Here is a 23,186-nt window from a genome sequence, read left to right as displayed (position 1 = left end):
GCTGAGTCGGCGCCATGAGCCTCTTCAAGTCCGCCATGCCCGCTTTCGTTGCCCGCCTCGCCGCCCGACGCTGGACCCTCGTCTCGATGGTGTTGACGCTGGCCGGCTGCGCCACGCCGCCGGCTCCCGCCCCTGAGGCCTTCCGCCTGCGCATCGCCCACGTCAACGACCACCACGCCAACCTGGAGCCGCAGCGCAGCTTCGACATCCAGCTCGACGGCCAGCCAACCCGGCTGGAACTCGGCGGCCTGCCGCGCGTGGTGGCGGTGCTGCGCGGGCTGGACGACAGCGTGCCCACGCTGCGCCTGCATGCGGGCGATGCGCTCACCGGCACGCTGTTCCACACCGTGTTCCGTGGCCAGGCCGATGCACAGGTGATGAAGCTCGCCTGCTTCGACACCTTCACGCTGGGCAACCACGAATTCGACGAAGGTGATGCCGGCCTGCGCAGCTTCCTCGATGCACTGGCCAGTGGCCCGGGCTGCCATCCCGTGGTGCTGTCGGCCAACGTGGTGCCGGCGGCCGGCACGCCGCTGGCACCAGCGCCGGGCGGCGCGCCGCTGTTTCAGCCCTGGGTGGTGCGCACCGTGGGCGGCGTGCGCGTCGGCATCGTGGGCCTGACCATCCGCGGCAAGACGGTGGCTTCGTCGCGGCCGCTGCCCAGCACCGTCTTCCTGCAGGAGGCGGACGCCGCCCGCCAGGCCGTGGCCGCGCTGCAGGCCCAGGGCGTGCACCACATCGTGCTGGCCACGCACCTGGGGCTGCAGAACGACCTGGCGCTGGTGCGCCAGCTGCCCGAGGTGGACGTGGTGGTGGGCGGCGACTCACACACGCTGCTGGCATCGGCCGCGCTGGCCGCCGTGGGGCCTAAGCCCGCGGGCGAGTACCCGCAGCGCAGCGTCAATGCCGATGGTGCGCCGGTGTGTGTGGTGCAGGCCTGGGAGTACGCCAAGGCCGTGGGCGTGCTGGACGTCGGCTTCGATGCGGCGGGCCGCGTCACTTCCTGCGGCGGCCGGTTGGTGCTGCCGATCGGTGAGGGGGTACAGCGCAAGGATGCCGCCGGCCGTTGGCAGCCTCTGCCCGCCGACCAGGCGCAGGCGCTGCGCCAGCGCCTGTCGCCCGAGTGGCAGCTGGTGGCGCCCGACCCGGCCGCGCAGGCCGTGATGCAGGACTACGCCCGCCAGCTGGGCGAGCGCCTGCGCGACAAGGTGGGCGAAGCCCCGGCGGCGCTGTGCCATGAGCGGGTGCCGGGCAGTACGCCGGCCTCGGGCTGCGGCCCGCGCGGCAGCGACACCGCGCAGGTGGTGGCCCAGGCCTTCCTGCAGGCCTCCAGGCGGGCGCAGATCGCGCTGCAGAACGCCGGCGGCGTGCGCACCGGCGTGCCGCAGGGCACGGTGACGGTGGACACCGCCTACCGGGTGCTGCCCTTTGCCAACACGCTGGTGGAGATGGCGCTGACCGGCGCCGAGATCCAAGCCGTGCTGGAAGAAGCCATCGCTTTCCACCGCGATCCGGTGAACGGCGTGCGCGGCTCCGATGGCGCCCACCCTTACGCCGCCGGCCTGCGTTGGCAGCTCGACCTGCAGCAGCCGCGGGGCCAGCGCGTCAGCGCGCTGGAAGTGCGCGACCGCGCGACCGGCCGCTGGCAGCCGCTGCAGCCCGACGCCAGCTACGTGGTGGTGACCAGCGACTACCTGGCCGGCGGCAAGGACGGCTATGCCACGCTGGGCCGGGTGCAGGCCGATGCCAGCCGCTGGGTGGACACGGGGCTGTACTACACGCAGACCTTCGTGGACCACGTGCGCGCCGCGGGCACGCTGCGGCCGCTGCCGCAGAGCGACTACGCCAATCGGCCCGCCGGCACCGCGCCCTGAACGCCCGGCCCGCCGGGCCGTCAGGGGCAAGGCCCGGCAGGTATGCTCGCCTGTTGCCCGCCCCCGATTGCCCTGCACCATGGCCCTGCTGTCCCTCTCCAATGCCCATCTGGCCTTCGGCCACGTTCCGCTGCTCGATGGCGCGGGCTTTTCGCTGGAGGCCGGTGAACGGGTGGCGCTGATCGGCCGCAACGGTGCCGGCAAGTCGTCGCTGCTCAAGGTGCTGGCCGGCCTGGAAAAGCTGGACGACGGCTTGCTGCAGGCGCAGCAGAACGTGCGCCGTTTCTATGTGCCGCAGGAGCCCGACTTCGCGGCCGGTGCCACGGTGTTCGAGGTGGTGAGCGAAGGCGTGGCCGAAGCCAAGGCCCTGCGCGCCCGCTACGAGGCGCATGAGCCCGGCGACGACCTGGACGCGATCCAGACCCGCATCGAGGCGCTGGACGGCTGGAACTGGGAACGCCGGGTGGACGAGACGCTGCAACGTCTGCACCTGGACCCCGCGGCGGTGGTGGACGCGCTGTCGGGCGGCACCAAGAAGCGCGTGGCCCTGGCCCAGGCGCTGGCCGCCCACCCCGACGTGCTGCTGCTGGACGAGCCCACCAACCACCTGGACCTGGACGCCATCGTCTGGCTGCAAACGCTGCTCAACGAATGGGGCGGCGCGCTGCTGCTCATCTCGCACGACCGCGCCTTCATCGACGCGGTGGCCACCCGCATCGTCGAGCTGGACCGCGGCGTGCTGCGCAGCTACCCGGGCCACTTCAGCGCCTACGAGGCCACCAAGGCCCGCGAGCTGGAGGACGAAGCCCTGGCCAATGCCCGCGCCGACAAGCTGCTGGCGCAGGAAGAGGTGTGGGTGCGCAAGGGCGTGGAAGCGCGCCGCACCCGCAGCGTGGGCCGGGTGCAGCGGCTGCAGGCGCTGCGCGAGCAGCGCGCCCGCCGCCGCGAATCGCTGGGCCAGGTGAAGCTGGAGGTGGATTCGGGCGCGCCCAGCGGCAAGATCGTCGCCGAGCTGCGCGACGTCAGCCAGCGCTTCGGCGATCGCACGCTGATCGACGGCTTCAGTGCCACCATCCTGCGGGGCGACAAGGTGGGCCTGGTCGGCCCCAACGGCAGTGGCAAGACCACGCTGCTCAAGCTCATCCTCGGCGAGCTGGCACCCACGCAGGGCAGCGTGCGCCGCGGCAGCAACCTGCAGGTGGCCTACTTCGACCAGATGCGAGCCGGCCTGAACCTGGACGCCACGCTGGCCGACACCATCAGCCCGGGCAGCGAGTGGGTGGAGATCGGCGGCCAGCGCAAGCATGTGATGAGCTACCTCACCGACTTCCTGTTCTCGCCCGAGCGCGCCAACAGCCCGGTGCGCACGCTCTCGGGCGGTGAACGCAACCGGGTGCAGCTGGCGCGCCTGTTCGCGCTGCCGGCCAACGTGCTGGTACTGGACGAACCCACCAACGACCTGGACATCGACACGCTGGAGCTGCTGGAAGAGCTGCTGCAGTCTTACAGCGGCACGGTGTTCCTGGTCAGCCACGACCGGCGCTTCGTCGACAACGTGGTCACCAGCACCATCGCCTGGGAGGGCGATGCCAAGCCCGGCCTGTGGCGCGAGTACGAAGGCGGCATCGAAGACTGGCTGCAGCAGCGCGACCGGTCACGCGCCGTGGCTGCAGCAGCCGCCGCAGCGGCAGCACCGGCGCCCGCGCCGGCCGCTTCAGCCGCCGCCACGGCGCCCGCCAAGCCCGCCGCGGCGGCCCGCAAGCTCAGCTACAAGGAGCAGCGCGAGCTGGATGCGCTGCCCGCGAAGATCGAGGCGCTGGAAGCCGAGCAGAAAGCCCTGGGCGAGCAGCTGGCCGACCCCGGCATCTACGCCCGCGAAACGCACCAGAAGGTGGCTGAGCTGCAGGCCCGCTACAGCGCCATCGACGACGAGCTGCTGGCTGCGCTGGAGCGCTGGGAAGCCCTGGGCGCGCGTTGAGCGTGAAGGCATCATGGCCGCATGAGCAGTTCCTTTCCTCCTGACACCCTCTTCGGCCTGCAGATCCCGCTGGCCGCCACCTTCGGCCTGCAGGGCGAAGCGGTGGGCGATGATCAGGCGCGCGTGCGCCTGCCCTTCAACGCGGCGCATGCCAACAGCCGGGGCGATGTGCACGGCGGCGCGCTGTCGGTGCTGTTCGATTGCGGCCTGGCCGCTGCGGTGCGCTCGCATGCGCCCACGCAGTTCGGCGTGGCGACGATCGACCTCAGCATCCACTTCGTGGCGGCCGCCCGCGGCGACGTGGTGTGCACCGCCCGCTGCGAGCGGCGGGGCCGCTCCATCAGCTTTGCACGCGGCGAGGCGCACGATGCCGAAGGCACGCTGGTGGCGCTGGCCACCGGCAGCTTCAAGCTGATCGAGCGCTGATCAGCCCAGCCGTGCCGGTGGGCTCAGTCCCGCCGGGCCGCCCCAAGGGACTGAGATCCCCCTCGGGGGGACGCGAGCAAAGCGAGCTTGGGGGCGAACCTCAGTCCCGCCGGGCCGCCCCAAGGGACTGAGATCCCCCTCGGGGGGACGCGAGCAAAGCGAGCTTGGGGGCCAACGTCAGCGCCCACCGGTGGCGGCCGGATGGGTGCGGCTGACGATCAGGCCGGCCTGCAAGTACAGCGCGTTCAGCAGCCGGGCCGCGCGCACGCGGTCGAACCCCGGCCACTCGGCCAGGTCGCGCAGGTTGATGGACTGGCGCTGCAGCCGCTGCACCGCGGCCAGCAGCGTGCCGCTGAGGCCCAGGTTGCGCAGGTCGGTGCCTGGCGAGATGCGGTAGGCCGCCTGGCCGGCGATCTCGGGCAGCAGCTCGTCGCGGGCGCCGCGCAGCGCCATGTCCCAGGTGAGCTGGGGCAGCGGGTGGTACAGGTGGCGGTCGCCCACCAGCGCGGCCTGCGGATCGCCCGGCGGCCGCAGCACCGCCGGCTCCACATGCATCACCCGCAGGTCGGACAACCGGCCGCCCAGCAGCTCTTCCAGCGGCACCGGGCAGTGCGCCAGCTGCTGCGCCGGAAACACGGTGAGCGGCAACACCTTCTCGCCGCTTTGCAGGTGCACGGCCAGCGAGTGGCCATGGCGCAGGCTGGCCGCGATGACCACCAGCACGTCAGCCGTCTGGCCCGTCTGCTCCACCCGTTGCAGATCCATCATCAGCGAAGGGCTGAGGGACGCGGTAAACCCGGGCACGCCTTCGCTGCGCTCGGTGAGCACAAGCTCGTCGAGGTACCGCTGGAAGTCACTCACCCGCATCAGGTCGGGTGTGCCGAAGGGCAAGGTAGATTCGAAGGTCACGATCGGTGCTGTGCCGATGTGTAAGGCAGACGCCCTCGCATGTTAGCGCTGTGCGGGCGCCTGGCCGCGCCTACAGCTCGGAACGCACCTGTCGCAGCGTGTCCCACAGCGTCGCGTTCTGTGCGGTGGCGAAGTTCACCCGCATCAGCGACGTGGGCCGCGGCGTGGCGTGGAACAGCGTGCCCGGCGCCAGCAGCCAGCCGCGGTCGAGCATGGCTTCGGTCAATCGCTCGGTGTCCACGCCCGCGTCCACCCAGCCGAACAAGCCCTGTGGCGGCGCCGCGAAGCGGAAGCCCGCTTCCTCGGCCAGCTGCTGGGTGCGGTGGCGCGCCGCTTCCAGCCGCACGATCACCCGTTCCGCATGGCGGCGCAGCGAGCCCTGCTCCAGCGTCACCGCCAGCGCGCGCTCGGGCGCGGTGGGCGTGCTCAGCATGCCCAGCAGCTTGGTGTCGATCAGCCGGTCGGCCATGGCCGGGGTGGTGGCGATGCAGCCCACGCGCCAGTTGGGCGTCAGGATCTTGGAAAAGCCGGTGAGGTAGATGCTGCGCTGCAGGTTGTCGAGCGCCGACAGCCGCGGCACGTGGGCCGGCGCCAGATAGGCATAGGTGTCGTCCTCCACGATGGTGAAGTCGCAGGACTCGGCCAGCTTGAGCACCTGGTGCGCCGCGGCCAGCGACAGCATCGCGCCGGTGGGGTTGTGCAGCACCGAGACGGTGATGTACAGCCGCGGCCGGTGCGCCTGCGCCAGCGTGCGCAGCACCTCCAGGTCGGGGCCCTGGGCACCGCGTGGCACCGGCAGCACCCGCAGGCCCAGCCGCGCCAGCCGAGCGAACTCGATCGGCCAGCCCGGCTCGTCCACCAGCACCGCGTCGCCCGGCTGGGTGAGGGTGCGGCACACGATGTCCAGCGCATGGGTGGCGCCCATGGTGGTGAGCAACTGGGCCGGCGTGGCGCCGATGCCTACATCGGCCAGCCGCTGCACGAAGGCCGTGCGAAAGCGCAGGTCGCCGGCCGGCTCGCCGTAGCGCAGCGCGCTGTCGTCATCGGCCGTGGCCCGGCGCATGGCGCCGTTGAGCAGCGGCAGGTCCAGCCAGTCGGGCGGCAGCGTGCCCATGCCGGGGCCGGGCGTGCCCACGCCATGGAACATGCCGCGGATCATCGTGGCCGCGTCGGTGGGGCGTATGCGGGGTGCGCTGGGGGCCGGCTGGGCCCGCGCGGCGGCGCGCCGGCCGGCCTGCGGCCCGCGCACGAAAAAGCCGCGCTGGGGCCGCGCCTCCACCAAGCCCTGGGCGGCCAGCTGGTCGTAGGCGGCCACCACCGTGCTGGGGCTCACGGTGTGGCGGCGCGCGCATTCGCGCACCGAGGGCAGCCGGGCCCCGGGCGCCAGCAGCTGCTGCTCGATGCGTTCGGCATAGCGCGCGGCCAGCTGCGCGGCCAGCGTGGCTTCGCCGTCGCGCGACAGCGCGGTCGAAGGCAGGGGCGGTTCGAGCATGGACATGTGGGTGATGGTGCCTGCTGTGCTGTTGCTGGTGGCAGTACAGATCGGCACTGAGTTTGCTGAAGTGTACTGATACTGTGTTGGTTGATGCCCCTAGACTGGGCTGCCCACCTTGGAGCGCATGCCATGAACACTGCCGCCCCCGCCACCGCCTCTTTCCCCGCGCCAGCCGCGGCTGCCGCCCTGCGTGACAGCCGCCGCGGCTGGTGGCTCTGCCTGGCGGGGGTGCTGATGTTCTCGCTGAGCATCCCGATGACGCGGCTGGCCGGCGGCGATGCCTCGCAGCCGCAGCTGCCGCCCGATTTCGTGGCCATCGGCCGTGCGGCGGTGGCCGGTTTGCTGTCGGCGTTGGTCCTGTGGGCCACCCACGCCCCGCGGCCGCGCGGCCGCCAATGGGGCCTGCTGGCGGTCAGCGCCGCCGGCGTGGTGTTCGGCTTTCCGTGGTTCAGCGGCTTTGCGGTGCGCCATGTCGAGGCCATCCACGCGGCGGTGATCACCGGCTTTTTGCCGCTGGCCACCGCCGCGGTGGGCGCGGTGTGGCTGCGCCAGCGGCCGGCACCCGCCTTCTGGGCCTGCGCGCTGCTGGGTTGCGCGCTGGTGCTGGCTTTTGCCGCGGTGCAGGGTGGTGGCCGGCTGCAGGCGGCCGATGGCCTGCTGCTGGCTGCCGTGGCCAGCGGCGCCGTGGGCTACGTGGGCGGCGCCCGCTTGGCGGCCCAGGGCCTGCGCGGCGAACACGTCATCTGCTGGATGCTGGTGCTGTGCCTGCCCCTCACGCTGCCCTGGACCATCGCCATCGCGCTGCAGCAGCCGGCGGCGCTGGCCGAGGCGCGGCCGGCGGCCTGGGGCGGCTTCGCATATGTGTCCCTGGTGTCGATGTGGCTGGGCTTCTTCGCCTGGTACCGCGGCCTGGCGCTGGGCGGTACGCTGCGGGTGAGCCAGGTGCAGCTGGTGCAGCCCTTTGCCTCCATGCTGGTGGCCGTGCCGCTGCTGGGTGAGCGGCTGGACGCCATGACGCTGCTGTTCGCGCTGGCCGTGATCGCCACCGTGCTGGTGGGCAAGCGCCTGCCGGTTCACCCCCCACGACCGGAGCCCGCACGATGAAGACGCTGGGACTGCTGGGCGGCATGAGCTGGGAATCCACCGCCGTCTACTACCGCCTGCTCAACCAGGGCGTGTCGCGCCGGCTGGGCGGGCTGCACAGCGCGCCGCTGCGCATCGCCAGCGTCGACTTCGCGCCGGTGGCGCAGTGGCAGAGCGCCGGCCAGTGGGCCGCCGCGGCGCAGCACCTGGGCGCGCTGGGCTCGGGCCTGTGGCGCGCCGGTGCGCAGGGCCTGGTGCTGGCCACCAACACCATGCACAAGGTGGCCGACACCATCGAAGCCGCTGCCGGCCTGCCGCTGCTGCACATCGCCGATGCCACGGGCGCCGCCATCCGTGCGGCCGGCCTGTCGTGCGTGGGCCTGCTGGGCACGCGCTTCACGATGGAGGACAGCACCATCGTCATCGACCGCCTGCGCCAGCGCAGCGGCCTGGAGGTGCTGGTGCCGCCGGCCGCCGACCGGGCGCGGGTGCATGCCGTCATCTACGATGAACTGTGCCGCGGCGTGGTGACCGAGGCCTCGCGCCAGGCCTACCTGGGCGTCATCGACCGGCTGGCCGCCCGCGGTGCGCAAGGCGTCATCCTGGGCTGCACCGAAATCTCGCTGCTGCTGGACCCGCTCCAGCATGCGTTCCCGCTGTTCGACAGCACCGCCCTGCATGCCGAAGCCGCCGTTCGCTGGATGCTGGACGAACCCACCCACCCCGACAGAAAGCCCACATGACCTGGACCCTGGCCCGCCGCGCCGAGCGGCTCAACCCATCGATCATCCGCGAGATCCTGAAGGTGACCGAGCGGCCCGGCATCGTCTCGCTGGCCGGCGGCCTTCCTGCGGCCGAGGGCTTTCCGGTCGAGGCCATGCGCGAGGCCGCCGCCCGCGTGCTGACCGAGGCCCCGCGCGAAGCGCTGCAGTACGCCGCCAGCGAAGGCTTCGGCCCGCTGCGCGACTGGGTGGCCGCGCAACTGGCCACGCAAGGCCTGAAGGTCGACGCCGACCAGGTGCTGATCACCACCGGCTCTCAGCAGGGCCTGGATCTGGCCGGCAAGGTGCTGCTGGACCCGGGCAGCCGCGTGGCGGTGGAGTCGCCCACCTACCTGGGGGCTCTGCAGGCCTTTGCGCCGTACGAGCCCGAGTTCGTGCCGGTGGACTGCGACGACCAGGGCCCGGTGCCGACCGAGCTGCAGGCGGCGCGTGGTGCGCGCTTCCTGTACATGCTGCCCAACTTCCAGAACCCGAGCGGCCGCTGCATCGGCGCCCCGCGGCGCGACGCGCTGATGGCCGAATGCCTGCGCCTGGGCCTGCCGGTGCTGGAAGACAACCCCTACGGCGACCTGTGGTTCGACCAGCCGCCGGCCGCGCCGCTGGCCGCCCACGCGCCTGACCAGGTGCTGTACCTGGGCTCGTTCTCCAAGGTGCTGGCGCCGGGCCTGCGCCTGGGCTACGTGGTGGCGCCCAAGCCGCTGTACCCCAAGCTGCTGCAGGCCAAGCAGGCGGCCGACCTGCACACGCCGGGCTTCAATCAGCGCGTGGTGTACGAGGTGATCAAGGACGGCTTCCTCGACCGCCACGTGCCCACCATCCGCGCCCGCTACAAGGCCCAGCGCGATGCGATGAAGGCCGCGCTGGAACAGCACCTGCCCGCCGGCTGTCGCTGGCAGCTGCCCGATGGCGGCATGTTCTTCTGGGTGGAGCTGCCCGAGGGCCTGGACACGCTGGCCCTGCTGCCCCAAGCGGTGGAAGCCGGTGTGGCCTACGTGCCGGGCGCCGCCTTCTACGCCAGCGCGCCGCGCATGAACACGCTGCGGCTGAGCTTCGTCACCGTGTCGGCCGAGCGCATCACGCAGGGCGTGGCGGCGCTGGGCCGGGTGTTTCAACAAGCCCTGGAGTCTCAGCCATGAGCACACCCACCAGCCGCCGCTTCACCCAGCTCGACGTCTTCACCGGCCGAGCGCTGTACGGCAACCCGCTGGCCGTGGTGCACGATGCCGAGGGCCTGAGCGACGAGCGCATGGCGGCCTTCGCGCGCTGGACCAACCTGTCCGAGACCACTTTCCTGTTGCCGCCCACCGACCCGCAGGCCGACTACCGGGTGCGCATCTTCACGCCCATCGGTGAGCTGCCGTTCGCCGGCCATCCCACGCTGGGCAGCTGCCACGCCTGGCTGCAGGCCGGCGGCCAGCCGCGCGGCGAGCAGGTGGTGCAGCAATGCGAAGTGGGCCTGGTGCGGGTGCGGCGGCAGGTGGCCGGCGGCGTGCAGCGCCTGGCCTTTGCCGCACCGCCGCGGCGCCGCAGCGGCCCGCTGCCGGAGGACGTGCTGGCCCGCATCTGCGCCGGGCTGAAGATCCCGCGCGACGCCGTCCTTCACCACGCATGGTGCGACAACGGCCCCGGCTGGGCCGGCGTGATGCTGGGCTCGGCCGCCAACGTGCTGGCCTTGCACTGCGACTACGCGGCGCTGGGCGACGTCAAGCTGGGCGTGGTGGCGCCGCATCCGGCGGGGCATGAGGCGCAGTTCGAGCTGCGCGCCTTCATCGGCGGCGGCAACTTCGAAGACCCGGTGACGGGCAGCCTGAACGCCGCGGTGGCGCAGTGGCTGATGGAGGCGGGCCTGGCGCCGCGGCAGTACGTGGCCGCCCAAGGCACGGCGCTGGGCCGCGCCGGCCGAGTGCACCTGTCGCACGACGGCACCGACGTGTGGGTGGGCGGTGAAGTGGCCGGCTGCATCGAAGGCCGGGTGAGCCTGTAGCAGGCGCACATGTCTAGACAACTCGACCACCTGGTGGTGGCTGCCCGCAGCCTGGAAGAAGGCGCCGCCTGGTGCCAGGCCACCTTCGGCGTGGTGCTCGGCCCGGGAGGCCAGCATGCTTTCATGGGCACCCACAACCGGCTGCTGCGGCTGGCGGGTGAGGGCTTCGCGGCGGCCTACCTGGAGATCATCGCGATCGACCCGCAGGCGCCGCCGCCGGGGCGTGCGCGCTGGTTCGGGCTGGACACGCCCGACGTGCAGGCCGCGCTGGCCCTCGGCCCGCAGCTGTTGCACTGGGTGCTGCGCACCGACCACCTGCAGGCCGACCAGCAGCGCCTGGCCACCGCCGGCCACGACCCCGGCCGGGTGCAGGCCGCCGAGCGCAACACCCCGGCCGGCCTGTTGCGCTGGCAGATCACCGTGCCCGACGACGGCCTGCTGCGCGCGGGCGGTGCGCTGCCCACGCTGATCACCTGGGACGGCGCGCACCCGACCGAACGCATGGCGGACAGCGGCCTGGCCCTGTTGAACCTGCAGCTGCGCGGGTTGCCGGCGGCAGCCGCAGCGCTGCTGCCGCCGTCGCGGGTCGAGCCTCTGCCCGGCCCCGGGCCGGCGCTGCAGGCACGCTTGTCCTGCCCGCATGGCGAGGTGCTGCTGGCCTCGCCCTTCTCCGTGGAGTGACGCCTTGGCCACCGAAGAACTGTTCCGTGAAGACGCCGACCTGAGCAGCTGCGAGGCGCGTGTGCTGTTGGTGGACGCTGCCGGCGTGGTGCTGGACCGCACCGTGTTCTACCCCCTGGGTGGCGGCCAGGCCGGCGACCGCGGCGAGCTGCTGCTGCCCGATGGCCGGGTGCTGCAGATCGCCGACACCCGCAAGGGCGAAGCCGGCATCCTGCATGTGCCCGCGCCGGGCCAGGAGGCGTTGTGGGCCGAGCTGCAGCCCGGCCAGCCCGTGCAGGCCCGCATCGACGTGGCGCGCCGTGCCCGGCACCGGCGCTTCCACACCGCCACGCACCTGCTGTGCGCGCTGGTGCCGCACCCGGTGGACGGCTGTTCCATCACCGCCGACGCGGCCCGGCTGGACTTTCACATGACCGAGCCGCTGGACAAGGACGTTCTGAACGCCGGCCTGGCCCGCCTGGTGGCCGAGGCGCACCCGGTGCGTCACCGCTGGATCGGCGAAGACGAACTGGACGCCAACCCGGGGTTGGTGCGCAGCATGAGCGTGCAGCCGCCGCGTGGCCATGGCCGCATCCGGCTGCTGGAGGTGGAGGGGGTGGATCTGCAGCCCTGCGGGGGCACCCACGTAGGCAACACCGCCGACATCGGCGGCGTGTTCGTCAGCAAGATCGAGAAGAAGTCCGCCAGGACGCGGCGCGTGGTGCTGGGCCTGGCGGACGGCTGATCACTTGCTGCGGAAGTCGTCGTGGCAGGCCTTGCAGGTCTGCGCGGTGCTGCCGAAGGCCGTCTTCAGCTGGGCCAGGTCGCCGGTCTTGGCGGCCACCAGCAGCTTGCCGGTTTCGTCCTGCATCTTGATGGCTGCGGCCTTGAACTTGTCCTGTTCCTTCCAGATCTCGGGCTTGGCCTTGGTGCCGTGACCCTTGTCCGTGCCTTCGCCGAAGGCCGCCCAGGGCAGCTTGGCCAGGGTGGCGACGATCTCGGCGTTGTCCACCGCGGCCTTGGCATCGAACGGCGCCTTGCCGTTGGCCATCGCGCCGATGCGGCCGAAATGCTGGCCCATCACGAAGAAGGCGCCTTGTCGGTACTCGATGGCGTCTTCGGTCTTCTGGAACTGGGCGGCGGCCGGCAGGGCCACGGCCACCATCAGGGCGGCAAGGGCGGTCGATACGGACTTCTTCATTCGGTTCTCCGGGCTGAAGGCTGGGTAGGCGGACGGCCCCGCGGTGCAGGGCCTGGCGAGTGTACGGAGGAGTGGTGGCATTTGTTCCATCGGCCGCCACACTGGAAGCGGCGCGGCCGAGCGGTTATCTTCCCCGTTGTGAACGGCTTTATCTGGAGCGTCCGATGAACGGTGGTGGCACGCCGCTGCAGCGCGTGCGGGTGTGGGACCTGCCCACCCGTGTTTTCCACTGGCTGCTGGCGAGCGCGGTCATCGCCCTCGTCATCACCGCCAAGGTGGGCGGCAACGCGATGGTCTGGCACTTCCGCCTGGGCTACCTGGTGCTGGCGCTGCTGGCCTTCCGGCTGCTGTGGGGCCTGGTGGGTGGTCGCTGGTCGCGCTTCGTGCACTTCCTCTACGGGCCGGGCAGCGTGTTCGCCTACCTGCGCGGGCACGCCGGGCCCGGCGGTCACTTCGAGGTGGGGCACAGCCCGGTGGGCGCGTTGTCGGTGTTCGCGCTGCTGGCCGTGCTGTCGGCGCAGGTGGGCACCGGCCTGGTGGCCGATGACGAGATCGCCAACCAGGGGCCGCTGTACCGCTTCGTGTCGGGCGACACCTCGGCCACCGCCACCGACTGGCACACCGGCGCCGGCCAGTGGCTGATCATCGGCCTGGCGGTGCTGCATGTGCTGGCCATCGTGTTCTACCGCGTGGCCAAGGGCCGCAACCTGGTGGGGCCGATGCTGTCGGGCGACAAGCAACTGCCCGCCGGCACGCCGGCCTCGGCCGACCGCCTGGCCCAGCGCGCGCTGGCCGTGCTGCTGCTGGCGCTGTGCGCGGGCGGGGCGGCCTGGGTCGCGTCGCTCGGGGGCTGAGGCATGAGCGAGACGCCGGACATCGCCCTGGTCGAGGCGGACACGCCCGCGCTGATCGAAGACACGCGGCTCATCTTCCGCGAGTACGCGGAGCAGCTGGGCGTGGACCTGTGCTTCCAGAACTTCGACGCCGAGCTGGCCGGCCTGCCGGGCGACTACGCGCCGCCGGCGGGGGCGCTGATGCTGGTCTTCGTGGATGGCGAGCTGGCCGGCTGCGGTGCCTTCAGGCCGCTGCCCGAGTCCGACTATCCCAATGCCTGCGAGATGAAGCGGCTGTACGTGCGCCGCGCCTTCCGCCGCTTCGGCCTGGGCCGGCTGCTGGCGCAGGCGCTGATGGACCGCGCGCTGCAGGCCGGCTACTCCTGCATGCTGCTCGACACGCTGGACGACATGGAAGCCGCCCGCGGCCTCTACAGCTCGCTGGGCTTCGAAGAGATTCCGCCGTACTACTTCAACCCGTTGCCGGGGTCGCACTACCTCATGGCCCATCTGGGCTGACTTCCGCGGGCGGTAGCATGCGCCGCATGAACGAGCCCACGCCCACCCCGCACATCGTTGAACTGCGCGCTGGCGCGCTGCGCCTGGCCCTTCGTCCCGATCTGGGCGGCTGCATCGCCGGCCTGTGGCTGGACGACGTGGCCGTGCTGCGCAGCACCGAGCCGGCCGCACTGGCCGCCTCCCGGCCCTCGGGCTGCTACCCGCTGGTGCCTTACTCCAACCGCATCGGCTTCCGGCATTTCGACTGGCAGGGCCAGGCCTACACCACGCAGCCCAACTTCGACCAGAGCCCGCATTCGGTGCACGGCGTGGGCTGGAAGCGCCCGTGGCAGGTGGTGTCCAGCACGGAGACCGAAGCCGTGCTGCGCTACGTGCACGCGGCCGACGACCACTGGCCCTTCGCCCTCGAAGCCACCCAGACCTTCACGCTGACGCCCGGCGGCCTGCAACTGCGCATGGCCATCACCAACCAGGCCGATCAGGCGCAGCCGGTGGGCTTGGGCTGGCACCCGTACTTCCCCAAGCGTGCTGACAGCCACCTGCACATCGAGGTGGCCGAGCGCTGGGATTCCGACCCCAGCGACGAGCTGCCGCGCCAGGCCGTGACTCAGCCCACCATCGATGCGCCGGTGAGCGAGCTGCGCTTCGACAACTGCTTCCAGGGCTGGCAGGGCGCGGCGCTGATCCGCGATGAGGCGCTGACCCTGCGGCTCACCTCCGACCTTTCGTACCTGGTGGTGTTCACGCCGCAGACCAAGGACTATTACTGCGTGGAGCCCGTGAGCCACGTCAGCAACGCCATCCAGATGGCCGATCCGCTGGCCCATGGCCTGGTGTCGCTGCCGCCGGGGCAGACGCACGAAGGCACGATGACACTGGCCGTGGAGCGCGCATGAGCACGGCCATCCCCGACGACATCGGCGTCATTCCCGTCGCGCCCTCGCTGCTGGGTGAATCACCCGTGTGGCATGCCACCGAGCGCAGCCTGTACTGGTGCGACATCCCGGGTCACAAGCTCAACCGATTCAACCCGGCGAGCGGCCAGCATGACGAATGGGCCTTCGATACCGACGTGGCCTGCTGCGCCCCGGCGCTGGGCGGCGAGCTGCTGCTGGCGCTGCGCACCGGGCTGGTGAGCTTCGACCCCGCCACCGGCCGCAGCCGACCGCTGGCCAAGCCGCCTTACGACCCGACGATCGAGCGCTTCAACGACGGCAAGGCCGACCCGCAGGGCCGCATGTGGGCCGGCACGTTGTATGAGCCGCGCGACCGTGCGGCCGCCGCCTTGTACTGCTGGGCGGGCGGCAAGCTCACCCGCCAGGCCGAGGGCGTGACCACCGCCAACGGCCTGGCCTGGAGCCCCGATGGCCGCACCGCCTACTGGAGCGACACCAAGGCCCACACCATCTACGCCTTCGACTTCGACCCGGTGCTGGGCACCTTGTCGGGCAAGCGGGTGTGGGTGCAGTTCCCGGTCAAGCAGCCCGGCATGGACCTGGCCGACTACGGCGGCCGGCCCGACGGCGCTTCGGTGGACGCCGAGGGCTGCTACTGGGTGGCCATGTTCGAAGGCGCGCGGGTGCTGCGCCTGTCGCCGCGTGGCGAGCTGCTGCGCGAGGTGAAGCTGCCGGTGCAGTGCCCCACCATGCCCTGCTTCGGCGGGCCGGACCTGAAGACGCTCTACATCACCACCGGCCGCGAGAACCGCCCCGCCGAGGAACTGGCCCGTATGCCGTGGGCCGGCGCGGTGTTGACACTGCGCGTCGACGTACCGGGCCTGCCGGCCAACTTCGCCAAAGCTGGATGAAGCCCCCAAGCTCGCTGCGCTACAGCTGCGCGATCGCCTCGCGCAGCGTGCGCACGCTCAGGATCTCGGGCAGCAGCTGCGGCGCGGCGGTGGCGGCACCGGGTTTGTAGAGCGCGTACACCGGCACGCCGCTGCGGCCCAGGCGGGTCAGCTCGGCGCCGATCGCGGCGTCGCGGCGGGTCCAGTCGGCGCGCATCAGCACCACCTGCCGCTGCGCGAAGTCGGCCATCACCTGCGCATCGCTCAAGGCGCCACGCTTGTTGAACTGGCAGGTCACGCACCAGGCGGCGGTGAAGTCGACGAACACCGGCCGGCCCTGGGCGGTGAGCTCGGCCACGCGGGCGGCGCTCCACGGCTCCCAGGTGGCCACGGCGCCGTCCTGTGCGCCGGTGGCCGAGCCGGTGGTCATGGCGGGCACCGCTGCCACGGCCGGTTCACGCAAGGCCGGCAGCGCCCAGCCCAGGGCGGCCGCCAGCAGCAGCACGCTCACACCGCCAAAGCCCAGCCGCGCACCGCGGCCAAAGCCGGGGCCGCCCCAGGCCCAGGCCGCGAAGGCCAGGGCCAGCAGCAGGCCCAGCAGCGCGGCCACCGCATCGATGCCCGCCTGCTGGCCCAGCACCCAGACCAGCCAGATCACGGTGGCGAACATCGGGAAGGCCATCAGCACCTTGAAGCGCTGCATCCACACGCCGGGTCGCGGCATGGCCCGCGCCACGCCGGGCCACAGGCTGGCCGCCAGGTAGGGCAGGGCCATGCCCAGCCCCAGCGCACCGAAGATGGCCAGTGCCTGCGCCGCCGGCAGCGTGACCGCCAGGCCCAGCGAGGCGCCCATGAAGGGCGCCGTGCAGGGCGATGCGATGGCCACCGCCAGCACGCCGGTCAGGAAGGAGTCGGCCATCGGGTGGCGGGCCCGCAGCGTGGCCAGGTTGCCCGGCAGCATCGAGCCGAACTCGAACACGCCGGCCAGGTTGAGGCCTACCAGCGTGAACAGCGCGGCCAGCGCCGCCACCACGGCGGGCGACTGCAGCTGGAAGCCCCAGCCCAGTTGTTCACCCCCGGCGCGCAAGGCCAGCAGCAGCGCCGCCAGCGCCAGGAAGGACAGCACCACGCCGGCCGTGTACGCCAGCCCGCCGCCCACGCGGGCCTGGCGGTCGTGTGCATGGCTGGCAAAGCCCAGCACCTTGAGCGAGAGCACCGGGAACACGCAGGGCATCAGGTTGAGCAGCAGGCCGCCACCCAAGGCCAGCAGCAGGGCGCCGGCCCAGCCCAGCGGCGGGGGTGGCGTCGAGGTCGACGTCGGCAAGGCAGCCGCTTCGGCCACCGTCGCCGGTGCGGCTGCCGCGGCCAGCGACGGGTCGGGCCAGGGGCCGGGCACGTCGAAGGCCAGCTCCAGGCCGGCGGGCTGGCCCTCGGCCACCAGCACGGCCGCCATGCGGGCGGGGCTTTCGCTGCGCTGGGCCGACAGCCGCACGCTGGCCTGCCAGGCGCCGCCTTCCCAGCGCACCTGCTGTGCGGCGGCGTTGTCGATCACGCCCGCGGTCTCCGGGAAGAACACCAGGCGCCGTCCCTGCCAGGCCGCAGGCAGGCCTTCGATGCGCAGTTCCAGTGCGGTGTCGGTCAGCCGCGCCTCGGTGCGTGCGCCGGCGGCGGCCGTAGGTGTGCTGCGGGCGGCGGCCGAGAAGTCGGCGGCATTGCCGGCGGTGGCTGCGCGGGTGGGCAGCGACAGCGTGAAGTCGCCGGCCTGCGGAATGCACACCTCCTTGCACACCAGCCATTCGGCGTGCAGCTTCACGTCCAGCGTCGGCGCATCGAAGCCCGTGGGCACGGTCAGCGGCACAGGCAGCAGCAGCGTGTCCTCGTAGCCATAGTTCATCAGCGGTCCCACTGGCAGCCGCTTGGGCGTGGGCCAGGCCACGTCGCCGGCATTCACGCCCGGCGGCAGCGTCCACTGCAGGGTGGTCGGCAGGCCCGAGTCGCCGGGGTTCTTCCAGTAGGTGTGCCAGTGCGGCTCGTGGGTGATCTTGAGGCCCAGCCACACCGGCTTGCCGGCTTCAACACCCTCGGGCGCATGGGCCACCAGTTCCGCCCGCACCTGGTCGGTCTTGACGACGGCCGGCGAACCACCGAACAGCGCGGCGAAGGCCGCACAAGGCAGGCCCAGGGCCAGCGGCAACAATAGACGGGCAAGCAGCATGCGCAGTTGGAAAGTCGGCCGGGCCGGGGGTTCTGGTGAAGAGAGGGGCCGCACGGCGCGGCCACGCATTTCAGCACGGCGCCTGGAGCAACGCTTCCTTACGTGAAGACACGTTCAGTGGTCAATCCGCAGCAGTGGGGTGGGATGCCGAGAAAAGCACGGGTTTGACCGTATACTCCCGGCGCTTTGCCACTGGCCGGTAAGAGAGAGCTGCACATGTCAGAACGGACGAACCGCTCGGACACGTGGGCCGATGCCGGACAAGATGGGCTCGATGAGCAGCAGGTGAAAAGCCTGACGCCCGAAGAAGCCCAGGCTTGGCGCGAGAGACATCCGGCTGTTTCGCCGTGGAGGGTGGTGAGGTTCCAGGCCTTGGTGGGCTTGGTGATCGCACTGGCCACATGGGCGGTCACCCGGGAGTCCCACGCGTTCTGGTCGGCGTTGTACGGCGCCGGTGTGGTGGTGCTGCCCGGGGCCTTGATGGCGCGTGGCATCACCAGCAGGTTGGGCGCCACAGCCCCCGGGTCAGGAGCCGTGCGCTTCATGGTCTGGGAGCTGGTGAAGTTGCTGGTGTCGGTGTCGCTGCTCGTGCTGGCACCAAGACTCTTGCCGCATCTGAGTTGGCCGGCTCTGCTGGTCGCCCTGGTGCTGTGCTTGAAAACGTATTGGGTCGCGCTGTTGTGGCGCGGCCGGTGAAACGATAAGACTACAGGTTCAAACAGAGATGGCAGAAGCAGCAGGACACGCGCCCACCGCCGGCGAGTACATCGTTCACCACCTCCAGCACCTGCAGAAGACCTTGTCGTTCGAGCCTGCCAAGCAGACCTCGATCGTCGACTTCAGCGTGTTCAACCTCGACTCGCTCGTCTACTCGGTGCTGCTGGGCGCGCTGGGTTGCTTCGTGCTGTGGCGCGCTGCGCGTGCCGCCACGTCGGGCGTGCCGGGCCGCTTCCAGGCTGCGCTGGAGATCCTGGTCGAGATGGTGGACAACCAGGCCAAGGGCGTGATCCACAACGCCAACAGCCGCAAGCTGGTGTCGCCGCTGGCGCTCACGGTGTTCGTCTGGATCTTCCTGATGAACTTCATGGACATGCTGCCGGTCGACCTGCTGCCGGGCATCTGGCACCACGTGGGTCCGGCGCTCGGCCAGGCCGACTACATGCGCGTGGTGCCCACCGCCGACCTGTCGACAACGCTGGGTCTGTCGGTCTCGGTGCTGCTGGTCTGCATCTTCTACAACATCAAGATCAAGGGCATCGGCGGCTGGTCGCATGAACTGATCGCCGCACCGTTCGGCGACAAGTGGTTCCTGTACCCGGTGAACTTCCTGATGCAGATGATCGAGTTCCTGGCCAAGACCGTGTCCCACGGCATGCGGCTGTTCGGCAACATGTTCGCCGGCGAACTCGTGTTCATGCTGATCGCGCTGATGGGTGGCGTGTGGGCGTGGCAATTCAACCCCTTGTCCGGCGGCTTCTGGCTGGGCGTCGGGCATGTGGTGGCCGGGACCGTCTGGACCCTGTTCCACATTCTGGTGATCACGCTGCAGGCGTTCATTTTCATGATGCTCACGCTGATCTATGTCGGTCAGGCGCACGACGCGCACTGATCCGGTTCCTTTCGTTTCCTTCCTTCATCACCAAAACCTCCTTAGGAGCAAAACATGGAAAACATCCTCGGCCTCGTCGCTCTCGCCTGCGGTCTGATCGTTGGTCTCGGCGCCATCGGTGCTTCGATCGGTATCGCCCTGATGGGTGGCAAGTTCCTGGAATCGTCGGCTCGCCAGCCTGAGCTGATGAACGACCTGCAAACCAAGATGTTCATCCTGGCCGGTCTGATCGACGCTGCGTTCCTGATCGGTGTCGCCATCGCCCTGCTGTTCGCCTTCGCGAATCCGTTCCAGCTGGCCGCCTGATTTCCCGTCCTGACCCTTTCACGAGCGAAAGGATCGTGCCGTGAACATCAATTCGACCCTGTTCCTGCAGGCGGTTGTCTTTGCGATCCTCGTCTGGTTCTCGATGCGCTATATCTGGCCGCCGATCACCAAGGCGCTGGATGAGCGGGCCCGCAAGATCGCTGACGGCCTGGCCGCGGCCGACAAGGCCAAGTCCGAGCTGGCGCAAGCCAACCAGCGCGTCGAGCAGCAGCTGAGCGCTGCGCGCGACGATGCCGGCAAGCGCCTGGCCGACGCCGAGCGTCTGGCCCAGTCGATCGTCGAGGAAGCCAAGCAACGCGCCAACGAGGAAGGTGCCAAGATCGTCGCAGCCGCCAAGGCCGAAGCCGATCAGGCCATCGTCCAGGCCCGCGAAGCCCTGCGTGCGCAGGTCGCCGAGCTGGCCGTCAAGGGTGCCGAGCAGATCCTGCGTCGCGAGGTCAACGCCAGCGTGCATGCCGATCTGCTGTCCCGCCTGAAGACGGAACTCTGACGCCATGGCCGAGCTTGCAACCATCGCGAGGCCCTACGCCGAGGCGCTGTTCAAGGCGGGTGGCGATGCGCAGACCGCGCAGCAGCTGAGCGCACTGGCCGCCGTGGCCGGTGACGCGCAGCTGCGCCAGTTCGCCGACAACCCGAAGGTCAGCGCCGATCAGGTGTACGACCTCGTCACGTCGGTGGCCAACCAGCCGCTGTCGCCTTCGCTGCAGAACTTCCTGCGCACCGTGATCGACAACGGCCGCATGGCCGCGCTGCCCGAGATCGCTGCCCAGTTCCATGCGCTGGTCAATGCCCGTTCGGGCGTGTCCGACGCGGCCATCTACAGCGCCTTCCCGATCGACGATGCCACCCTGGCCGAGATGGTGGCGGCGCTCGAAAGGCGCTTCGGGCGCAAGCTCAATCCCACCGTCTGGATCGATCCGGCGCTGATCGGCGGCGTGCGCGTCGTCGTGGGCGACGAAGTGCTCGACACCTCGGTGAAGGCCCGCCTCGAACAGATGAAGGTCGCGCTCACCGCCTGAGTGTCCCCGGCCCCGCGGCCGACCGGAGAAAGCTATGCAACTGAATCCCGCTGAAATTTCCGAACTGATCAAGAGCCGCATCGAGGGCCTGCAAGCCTCGTCGGACATCCGCAACCAGGGTACCGTCGTGTCGGTCACCGACGGCATCGTGCGTGTGCACGGCCTGTCGGACGTGATGCAGGGCGAAATGCTCGAGTTCCCGGCCGGCAAGGACGGCCAGCCCTCGTTCGGCCTGGCACTGAACCTCGAGCGCGACTCGGTCGGCGCGGTGATCCTGGGCGAATACGAGCACATCTCCGAAGGCGACACCGTCAAGTGCACGGGCCGCATCCTGGAAGTGCCGGTCGGTCCCGAGCTGATCGGCCGCGTGGTCAACGCGCTGGGCCAGCCCATCGACGGCAAGGGCCCGATCAACGCCAAGCTGACCGACGTGATCGAGAAGGTCGCCCCGGGCGTGATCGCACGTAAGTCGGTGGACCAGCCGGTGCAGACCGGCCTGAAGTCGATCGACTCGATGGTGCCCGTCGGCCGTGGCCAGCGCGAGCTGATCATCGGCGACCGCCAGACCGGCAAGACCGCCGTGGCGATCGACGCGATCATCAGCCAGAAGGGTCAGAACATGACCTGCATCTACGTCGCGATCGGCCAGAAGGCTTCGTCGATCAAGAACGTGGTGCGCGCGCTGGAACAGGCCGGTGCGATGGACTACACCATCGTCGTGGCCGCCTCGGCCTCCGAATCGGCTGCCATGCAGTACGTGTCGGCCTACTCGGGCTGCACGATGGGCGAGTACTTCCGCGACCGCGGCCAGGACGCGCTGATCGTCTACGACGACCTGTCCAAGCAGGCCGTCGCCTACCGTCAGGTCTCGCTGCTGCTGCGCCGCCCGCCGGGCCGCGAAGCTTTCCCTGGCGACGTGTTCTATCTCCACAGCCGTCTGCTGGAGCGTGCCGCCCGCGTGAACGCCGACTACGTCGAAGCCTTCACCAAGGGTGAGGTCAAGGGCAAGACCGGTTCGCTGACCGCGCTGCCGATCATCGAAACGCAGGCCGGCGACGTGTCCGCCTTCGTGCCGACGAACGTGATCTCGATCACCGACGGCCAGATCTTCCTGGAAACCAGCCTGTTCAACGCCGGTATCCGCCCCGCCATCAACGCCGGTATCTCGGTGTCGCGCGTCGGTGGTGCCGCCCAGACCAAGCTGATCAAGGGCCTGTCCGGCGGTATTCGTACCGACCTGGCGCAGTACCGTGAACTGGCTGCGTTCGCGCAGTTCGCTTCCGACCTGGACGCCGCCACCCGCAAGCAGCTGGACCGCGGTGCCCGCGTGACCGAACTGCTGAAGCAGGCCCAGTACTCGCCGCTGCCCATCAGCCTGATGGCCGCCACGCTGTTCGCGGTGAACAAGGGCTACATGGACGACGTCGACGTCAAGAAGATCCTGGCCTTCGAACACGGCCTGCACCAGCACCTGAAGACCAGCCATGCCGCTCTGCTGCAGACGCTGGAGTCCGAAAAGGCGCTGAGCAAGGACTCCGAAGCCAAGCTGACCGACGCGATCGCTTCGTTCAAGAAGTCGTTCGCCTAACAGGAGCCCGAGATGGCTGTCGGCAAGGAAATACGCGGCAAGATCAAATCGGTGGAGAACACCAAGAAGATCACCAAGGCCATGGAAATGGTCGCCGCGTCCAAGATGCGCAAGGCGCAGGACCGGATGCGCGGCGCGCGTCCGTACAGCGACAAGATCCGCAACATCACGGCCAACCTGTCGAGCGCGAATCCGGAATACCAGTCGGCCTACATGCGGACCGACGGCACGTCGAAGGCGGCGGGTTACATCGTCGTCACCACCGACAAGGGCCTGTGCGGTGGCTTGAACACCAACGTGCTGCGCGCCGTCACGTCCCGCATGCGCGACGATCAGGCCGCCGGCCTGAAGGTGCAGGCGGTCGCGATCGGCAACAAGGGCTACGGCTTCCTGAACCGGATGAACGTGCCGGTGGTCAGCCACGCGGTGCAGCTCGGCGACGCGCCGATGCTCGAGAAGCTGATCGGCCCGGTCAAGGTGATGCTCGATGCCTTCGTCGAAGGCAAGGTCGACAAGGTCTACCTCTGCTACACGCGCTTCATCAACACGATGCGCCAGGAGCCGGTGGTCGAGCAGCTGCTGCCGCTCGAAGGCTCGCGCCTGGCGCAGTCGGCCGAAGAGAAGCAGGCCTACGGCTGGGACTACATCTACGAGCCCGACGCCGCGACCGTGATCGACGAGCTGCTGACCCGCTACATCGAAGCGCTGGTGTACCAGGCCGTGGCCGAGAACATGGCGTCGGAACAGTCGGCACGCATGGTTGCGATGAAGGCCGCCACCGACAACGCCGGCAACCTGATCGGTGAGCTGAAGCTGGTCTACAACAAGACCCGCCAGGCGGCGATCACGAAGGAACTCTCCGAGATCGTCAGCGGCGCCGCTGCAGTGTGACGGAAAA

General features: G+C 70.3%; 24 protein-coding genes. 20 read left to right on the top strand and 4 right to left on the bottom strand.

The window, feature by feature from the left end; genetic code table 11:
* The first annotated feature begins 35 nt into the window (after positions 1–35).
* The 3 genes from MW290_RS31090 to MW290_RS31080 all read left to right on the top strand — a co-directional run bounded on the left by MW290_RS31090 (position 36) and on the right by MW290_RS31080 (position 4,278).
* Entirely contained in the window at positions 36–1,874 is a 1,839-nt protein-coding gene (locus tag MW290_RS31090) for a 5'-nucleotidase C-terminal domain-containing protein (protein WP_250198193.1), read from the top strand.
* 79 nt (positions 1,875–1,953) lie between these two features.
* Positions 1,954–3,852: an ATP-binding cassette domain-containing protein gene (locus MW290_RS31085; RefSeq protein WP_250198192.1), complete on the top strand. Its 1,899-nt coding sequence runs from the start codon at positions 1,954–1,956 to the stop codon at positions 3,850–3,852.
* Positions 3,853–3,873: 21 nt separating this feature from the next.
* Positions 3,874–4,278 (top strand): PaaI family thioesterase, encoded by a 405-nt coding sequence (locus MW290_RS31080; protein WP_250198191.1) that lies wholly within the window; start codon positions 3,874–3,876, stop codon positions 4,276–4,278.
* Between the two features lie 177 nt (positions 4,279–4,455).
* On the opposite strand, the gene MW290_RS31075 is transcribed toward MW290_RS31080, so the two are convergent.
* Both MW290_RS31075 and MW290_RS31070 read right to left on the bottom strand, forming a co-directional pair.
* A complete protein-coding gene (locus MW290_RS31075) occupies positions 4,456–5,187 on the bottom strand; it encodes a hypothetical protein (protein ID WP_250198190.1) in 732 nt (243 codons plus the stop codon).
* 70 nt (positions 5,188–5,257) lie between these two features.
* Positions 5,258–6,685, bottom strand: coding sequence for an aminotransferase-like domain-containing protein (locus MW290_RS31070; RefSeq protein WP_375142905.1), 1,428 nt, complete (start codon positions 6,683–6,685; stop codon positions 5,258–5,260).
* 126 nt (positions 6,686–6,811) lie between these two features.
* Between MW290_RS31070 and MW290_RS31065 the strand changes: the two genes are divergently transcribed.
* Genes MW290_RS31065 through MW290_RS31040 form a run of 6 tightly spaced genes read left to right on the top strand, consistent with a single transcriptional unit; the run spans position 6,812 to position 11,936 of the window.
* Positions 6,812–7,786, top strand: a complete 975-nt coding sequence (locus MW290_RS31065) for a DMT family transporter (RefSeq protein ID WP_250198189.1) — start codon at positions 6,812–6,814, stop codon at positions 7,784–7,786.
* Entirely contained in the window at positions 7,783–8,508 is a 726-nt protein-coding gene (locus tag MW290_RS31060; protein ID WP_250198188.1) for an aspartate/glutamate racemase family protein, read from the top strand. The genes MW290_RS31065 and MW290_RS31060 overlap by 4 nt, the downstream gene beginning before the upstream one ends.
* Positions 8,505–9,683: an aminotransferase-like domain-containing protein gene (locus tag MW290_RS31055; protein ID WP_250198187.1), complete on the top strand. Its 1,179-nt coding sequence runs from the start codon at positions 8,505–8,507 to the stop codon at positions 9,681–9,683. The genes MW290_RS31060 and MW290_RS31055 overlap by 4 nt, the downstream gene beginning before the upstream one ends.
* Positions 9,680–10,531 carry a PhzF family protein gene (locus tag MW290_RS31050; RefSeq protein WP_250198186.1) on the top strand — a complete coding sequence of 284 codons (852 nt, stop codon included), beginning with the start codon at positions 9,680–9,682 and terminating at the stop codon, positions 10,529–10,531. Before MW290_RS31055 ends, MW290_RS31050 begins: the two co-directional genes overlap by 4 nt.
* Positions 10,532–10,540: 9 nt before the next feature.
* Entirely contained in the window at positions 10,541–11,212 is a 672-nt protein-coding gene (locus MW290_RS31045; protein ID WP_250198185.1) for a VOC family protein, read from the top strand.
* Positions 11,213–11,216: 4 nt separating this feature from the next.
* The gene (locus tag MW290_RS31040; RefSeq protein ID WP_250198184.1) at positions 11,217–11,936 is read left to right on the top strand and encodes an alanyl-tRNA editing protein; all 720 of its coding nucleotides are present in this window, start codon (positions 11,217–11,219) and stop codon (positions 11,934–11,936) included.
* Here MW290_RS31040 and MW290_RS31035 read toward each other — a convergent pair whose 3' ends face one another.
* Entirely contained in the window at positions 11,937–12,392 is a 456-nt protein-coding gene (locus MW290_RS31035) for a c-type cytochrome (RefSeq protein WP_250198183.1), read from the bottom strand.
* Positions 12,393–12,556: 164 nt separating this feature from the next.
* Between MW290_RS31035 and MW290_RS31030 the strand changes: the two genes are divergently transcribed.
* The 4 genes from MW290_RS31030 to MW290_RS31015 are packed head-to-tail and all read left to right on the top strand — an operon-like array spanning position 12,557 to position 15,551.
* Positions 12,557–13,246, top strand: a complete 690-nt coding sequence (locus tag MW290_RS31030; protein WP_250198182.1) for a cytochrome b/b6 domain-containing protein — start codon at positions 12,557–12,559, stop codon at positions 13,244–13,246.
* A 3-nt stretch (positions 13,247–13,249) separates the two neighbouring features.
* Positions 13,250–13,744: a GNAT family N-acetyltransferase gene (locus MW290_RS31025; protein ID WP_250198181.1), complete on the top strand. Its 495-nt coding sequence runs from the start codon at positions 13,250–13,252 to the stop codon at positions 13,742–13,744.
* Positions 13,745–13,770: 26 nt separating this feature from the next.
* Complete coding sequence (locus MW290_RS31020) at positions 13,771–14,640, top strand: aldose 1-epimerase (protein ID WP_250198180.1); 870 nt, start codon at positions 13,771–13,773, stop codon at positions 14,638–14,640.
* The gene (locus tag MW290_RS31015; RefSeq protein ID WP_250198179.1) at positions 14,637–15,551 is read left to right on the top strand and encodes an SMP-30/gluconolactonase/LRE family protein; all 915 of its coding nucleotides are present in this window, start codon (positions 14,637–14,639) and stop codon (positions 15,549–15,551) included. The genes MW290_RS31020 and MW290_RS31015 overlap by 4 nt, the downstream gene beginning before the upstream one ends.
* Before the next feature lie 19 nt (positions 15,552–15,570).
* Here the strand turns inward: MW290_RS31015 and MW290_RS31010 are convergent, their stop codons facing one another.
* Positions 15,571–17,745 (bottom strand): protein-disulfide reductase DsbD family protein, encoded by a 2,175-nt coding sequence (locus MW290_RS31010; RefSeq protein WP_250198178.1) that lies wholly within the window; start codon positions 17,743–17,745, stop codon positions 15,571–15,573.
* 216 nt (positions 17,746–17,961) lie between these two features.
* Here MW290_RS31010 and MW290_RS31005 point away from each other — a divergent pair, with 216 nt between their 5' ends.
* Genes MW290_RS31005 through atpG form a run of 7 tightly spaced genes read left to right on the top strand, consistent with a single transcriptional unit; the run spans position 17,962 to position 23,179 of the window.
* Positions 17,962–18,441 carry an ATP synthase subunit I gene (locus MW290_RS31005; protein ID WP_250198177.1) on the top strand — a complete coding sequence of 160 codons (480 nt, stop codon included), beginning with the start codon at positions 17,962–17,964 and terminating at the stop codon, positions 18,439–18,441.
* A gap of 28 nt (positions 18,442–18,469) precedes the next feature.
* A complete protein-coding gene (gene atpB, locus MW290_RS31000) occupies positions 18,470–19,354 on the top strand; it encodes a F0F1 ATP synthase subunit A (protein ID WP_250198176.1) in 885 nt (294 codons plus the stop codon).
* A gap of 54 nt (positions 19,355–19,408) precedes the next feature.
* Positions 19,409–19,660 carry a F0F1 ATP synthase subunit C gene (atpE, locus tag MW290_RS30995; RefSeq protein WP_046113321.1) on the top strand — a complete coding sequence of 84 codons (252 nt, stop codon included), beginning with the start codon at positions 19,409–19,411 and terminating at the stop codon, positions 19,658–19,660.
* A gap of 40 nt (positions 19,661–19,700) precedes the next feature.
* On the top strand, positions 19,701–20,171 hold the full coding sequence (locus tag MW290_RS30990) for a F0F1 ATP synthase subunit B (protein WP_250198175.1): 471 nt from the start codon (positions 19,701–19,703) through the stop codon (positions 20,169–20,171).
* Positions 20,172–20,175: 4 nt separating this feature from the next.
* Positions 20,176–20,700 carry a F0F1 ATP synthase subunit delta gene (locus MW290_RS30985; protein ID WP_250198174.1) on the top strand — a complete coding sequence of 175 codons (525 nt, stop codon included), beginning with the start codon at positions 20,176–20,178 and terminating at the stop codon, positions 20,698–20,700.
* Positions 20,701–20,734: 34 nt separating this feature from the next.
* Positions 20,735–22,288: a F0F1 ATP synthase subunit alpha gene (gene atpA / locus MW290_RS30980; RefSeq protein WP_250198173.1), complete on the top strand. Its 1,554-nt coding sequence runs from the start codon at positions 20,735–20,737 to the stop codon at positions 22,286–22,288.
* Between the two features lie 12 nt (positions 22,289–22,300).
* Complete coding sequence (atpG, locus tag MW290_RS30975) at positions 22,301–23,179, top strand: F0F1 ATP synthase subunit gamma (protein WP_250198172.1); 879 nt, start codon at positions 22,301–22,303, stop codon at positions 23,177–23,179.
* The last annotated feature ends 7 nt before the right edge of the window (positions 23,180–23,186 follow it).

This window comes from Aquincola tertiaricarbonis (genome assembly GCF_023573145.1).
Taxonomy (GTDB): Bacteria; Pseudomonadota; Gammaproteobacteria; order Burkholderiales; family Burkholderiaceae_C; genus Aquincola; species Aquincola tertiaricarbonis_B.
The sequence above is the reverse complement of the archived record's forward strand: the minus strand, read 5'-3'. Positions and strand labels throughout refer to the sequence as shown.

Coding starts and splice junctions, on each gene's coding strand:
- MW290_RS31070 (WP_375142905.1), bottom strand. CDS start 6,685: ATGTCCATGCTCGAACCGCCCCTGCCTTCGACCGCGCTGTCGCGCGAC.
- atpG (WP_250198172.1), top strand. CDS start 22,301: ATGGCTGTCGGCAAGGAAATACGCGGCAAGATCAAATCGGTGGAGAAC.
- MW290_RS31090 (WP_250198193.1), top strand. CDS start 36: ATGCCCGCTTTCGTTGCCCGCCTCGCCGCCCGACGCTGGACCCTCGTC.
- MW290_RS31045 (WP_250198185.1), top strand. CDS start 10,541: ATGTCTAGACAACTCGACCACCTGGTGGTGGCTGCCCGCAGCCTGGAA.
- MW290_RS31055 (WP_250198187.1), top strand. CDS start 8,505: ATGACCTGGACCCTGGCCCGCCGCGCCGAGCGGCTCAACCCATCGATC.
- MW290_RS31025 (WP_250198181.1), top strand. CDS start 13,250: ATGAGCGAGACGCCGGACATCGCCCTGGTCGAGGCGGACACGCCCGCG.
- MW290_RS31080 (WP_250198191.1), top strand. CDS start 3,874: ATGAGCAGTTCCTTTCCTCCTGACACCCTCTTCGGCCTGCAGATCCCG.
- MW290_RS31050 (WP_250198186.1), top strand. CDS start 9,680: ATGAGCACACCCACCAGCCGCCGCTTCACCCAGCTCGACGTCTTCACC.
- MW290_RS30985 (WP_250198174.1), top strand. CDS start 20,176: ATGGCCGAGCTTGCAACCATCGCGAGGCCCTACGCCGAGGCGCTGTTC.
- MW290_RS31030 (WP_250198182.1), top strand. CDS start 12,557: ATGAACGGTGGTGGCACGCCGCTGCAGCGCGTGCGGGTGTGGGACCTG.
- MW290_RS31020 (WP_250198180.1), top strand. CDS start 13,771: ATGAACGAGCCCACGCCCACCCCGCACATCGTTGAACTGCGCGCTGGC.
- atpA (WP_250198173.1), top strand. CDS start 20,735: ATGCAACTGAATCCCGCTGAAATTTCCGAACTGATCAAGAGCCGCATC.
- atpB (WP_250198176.1), top strand. CDS start 18,470: ATGGCAGAAGCAGCAGGACACGCGCCCACCGCCGGCGAGTACATCGTT.
- MW290_RS31065 (WP_250198189.1), top strand. CDS start 6,812: ATGAACACTGCCGCCCCCGCCACCGCCTCTTTCCCCGCGCCAGCCGCG.
- MW290_RS31060 (WP_250198188.1), top strand. CDS start 7,783: ATGAAGACGCTGGGACTGCTGGGCGGCATGAGCTGGGAATCCACCGCC.
- MW290_RS31010 (WP_250198178.1), bottom strand. CDS start 17,745: ATGCTGCTTGCCCGTCTATTGTTGCCGCTGGCCCTGGGCCTGCCTTGT.
- atpE (WP_046113321.1), top strand. CDS start 19,409: ATGGAAAACATCCTCGGCCTCGTCGCTCTCGCCTGCGGTCTGATCGTT.
- MW290_RS31035 (WP_250198183.1), bottom strand. CDS start 12,392: ATGAAGAAGTCCGTATCGACCGCCCTTGCCGCCCTGATGGTGGCCGTG.
- MW290_RS31005 (WP_250198177.1), top strand. CDS start 17,962: ATGTCAGAACGGACGAACCGCTCGGACACGTGGGCCGATGCCGGACAA.
- MW290_RS31085 (WP_250198192.1), top strand. CDS start 1,954: ATGGCCCTGCTGTCCCTCTCCAATGCCCATCTGGCCTTCGGCCACGTT.
- MW290_RS31015 (WP_250198179.1), top strand. CDS start 14,637: ATGAGCACGGCCATCCCCGACGACATCGGCGTCATTCCCGTCGCGCCC.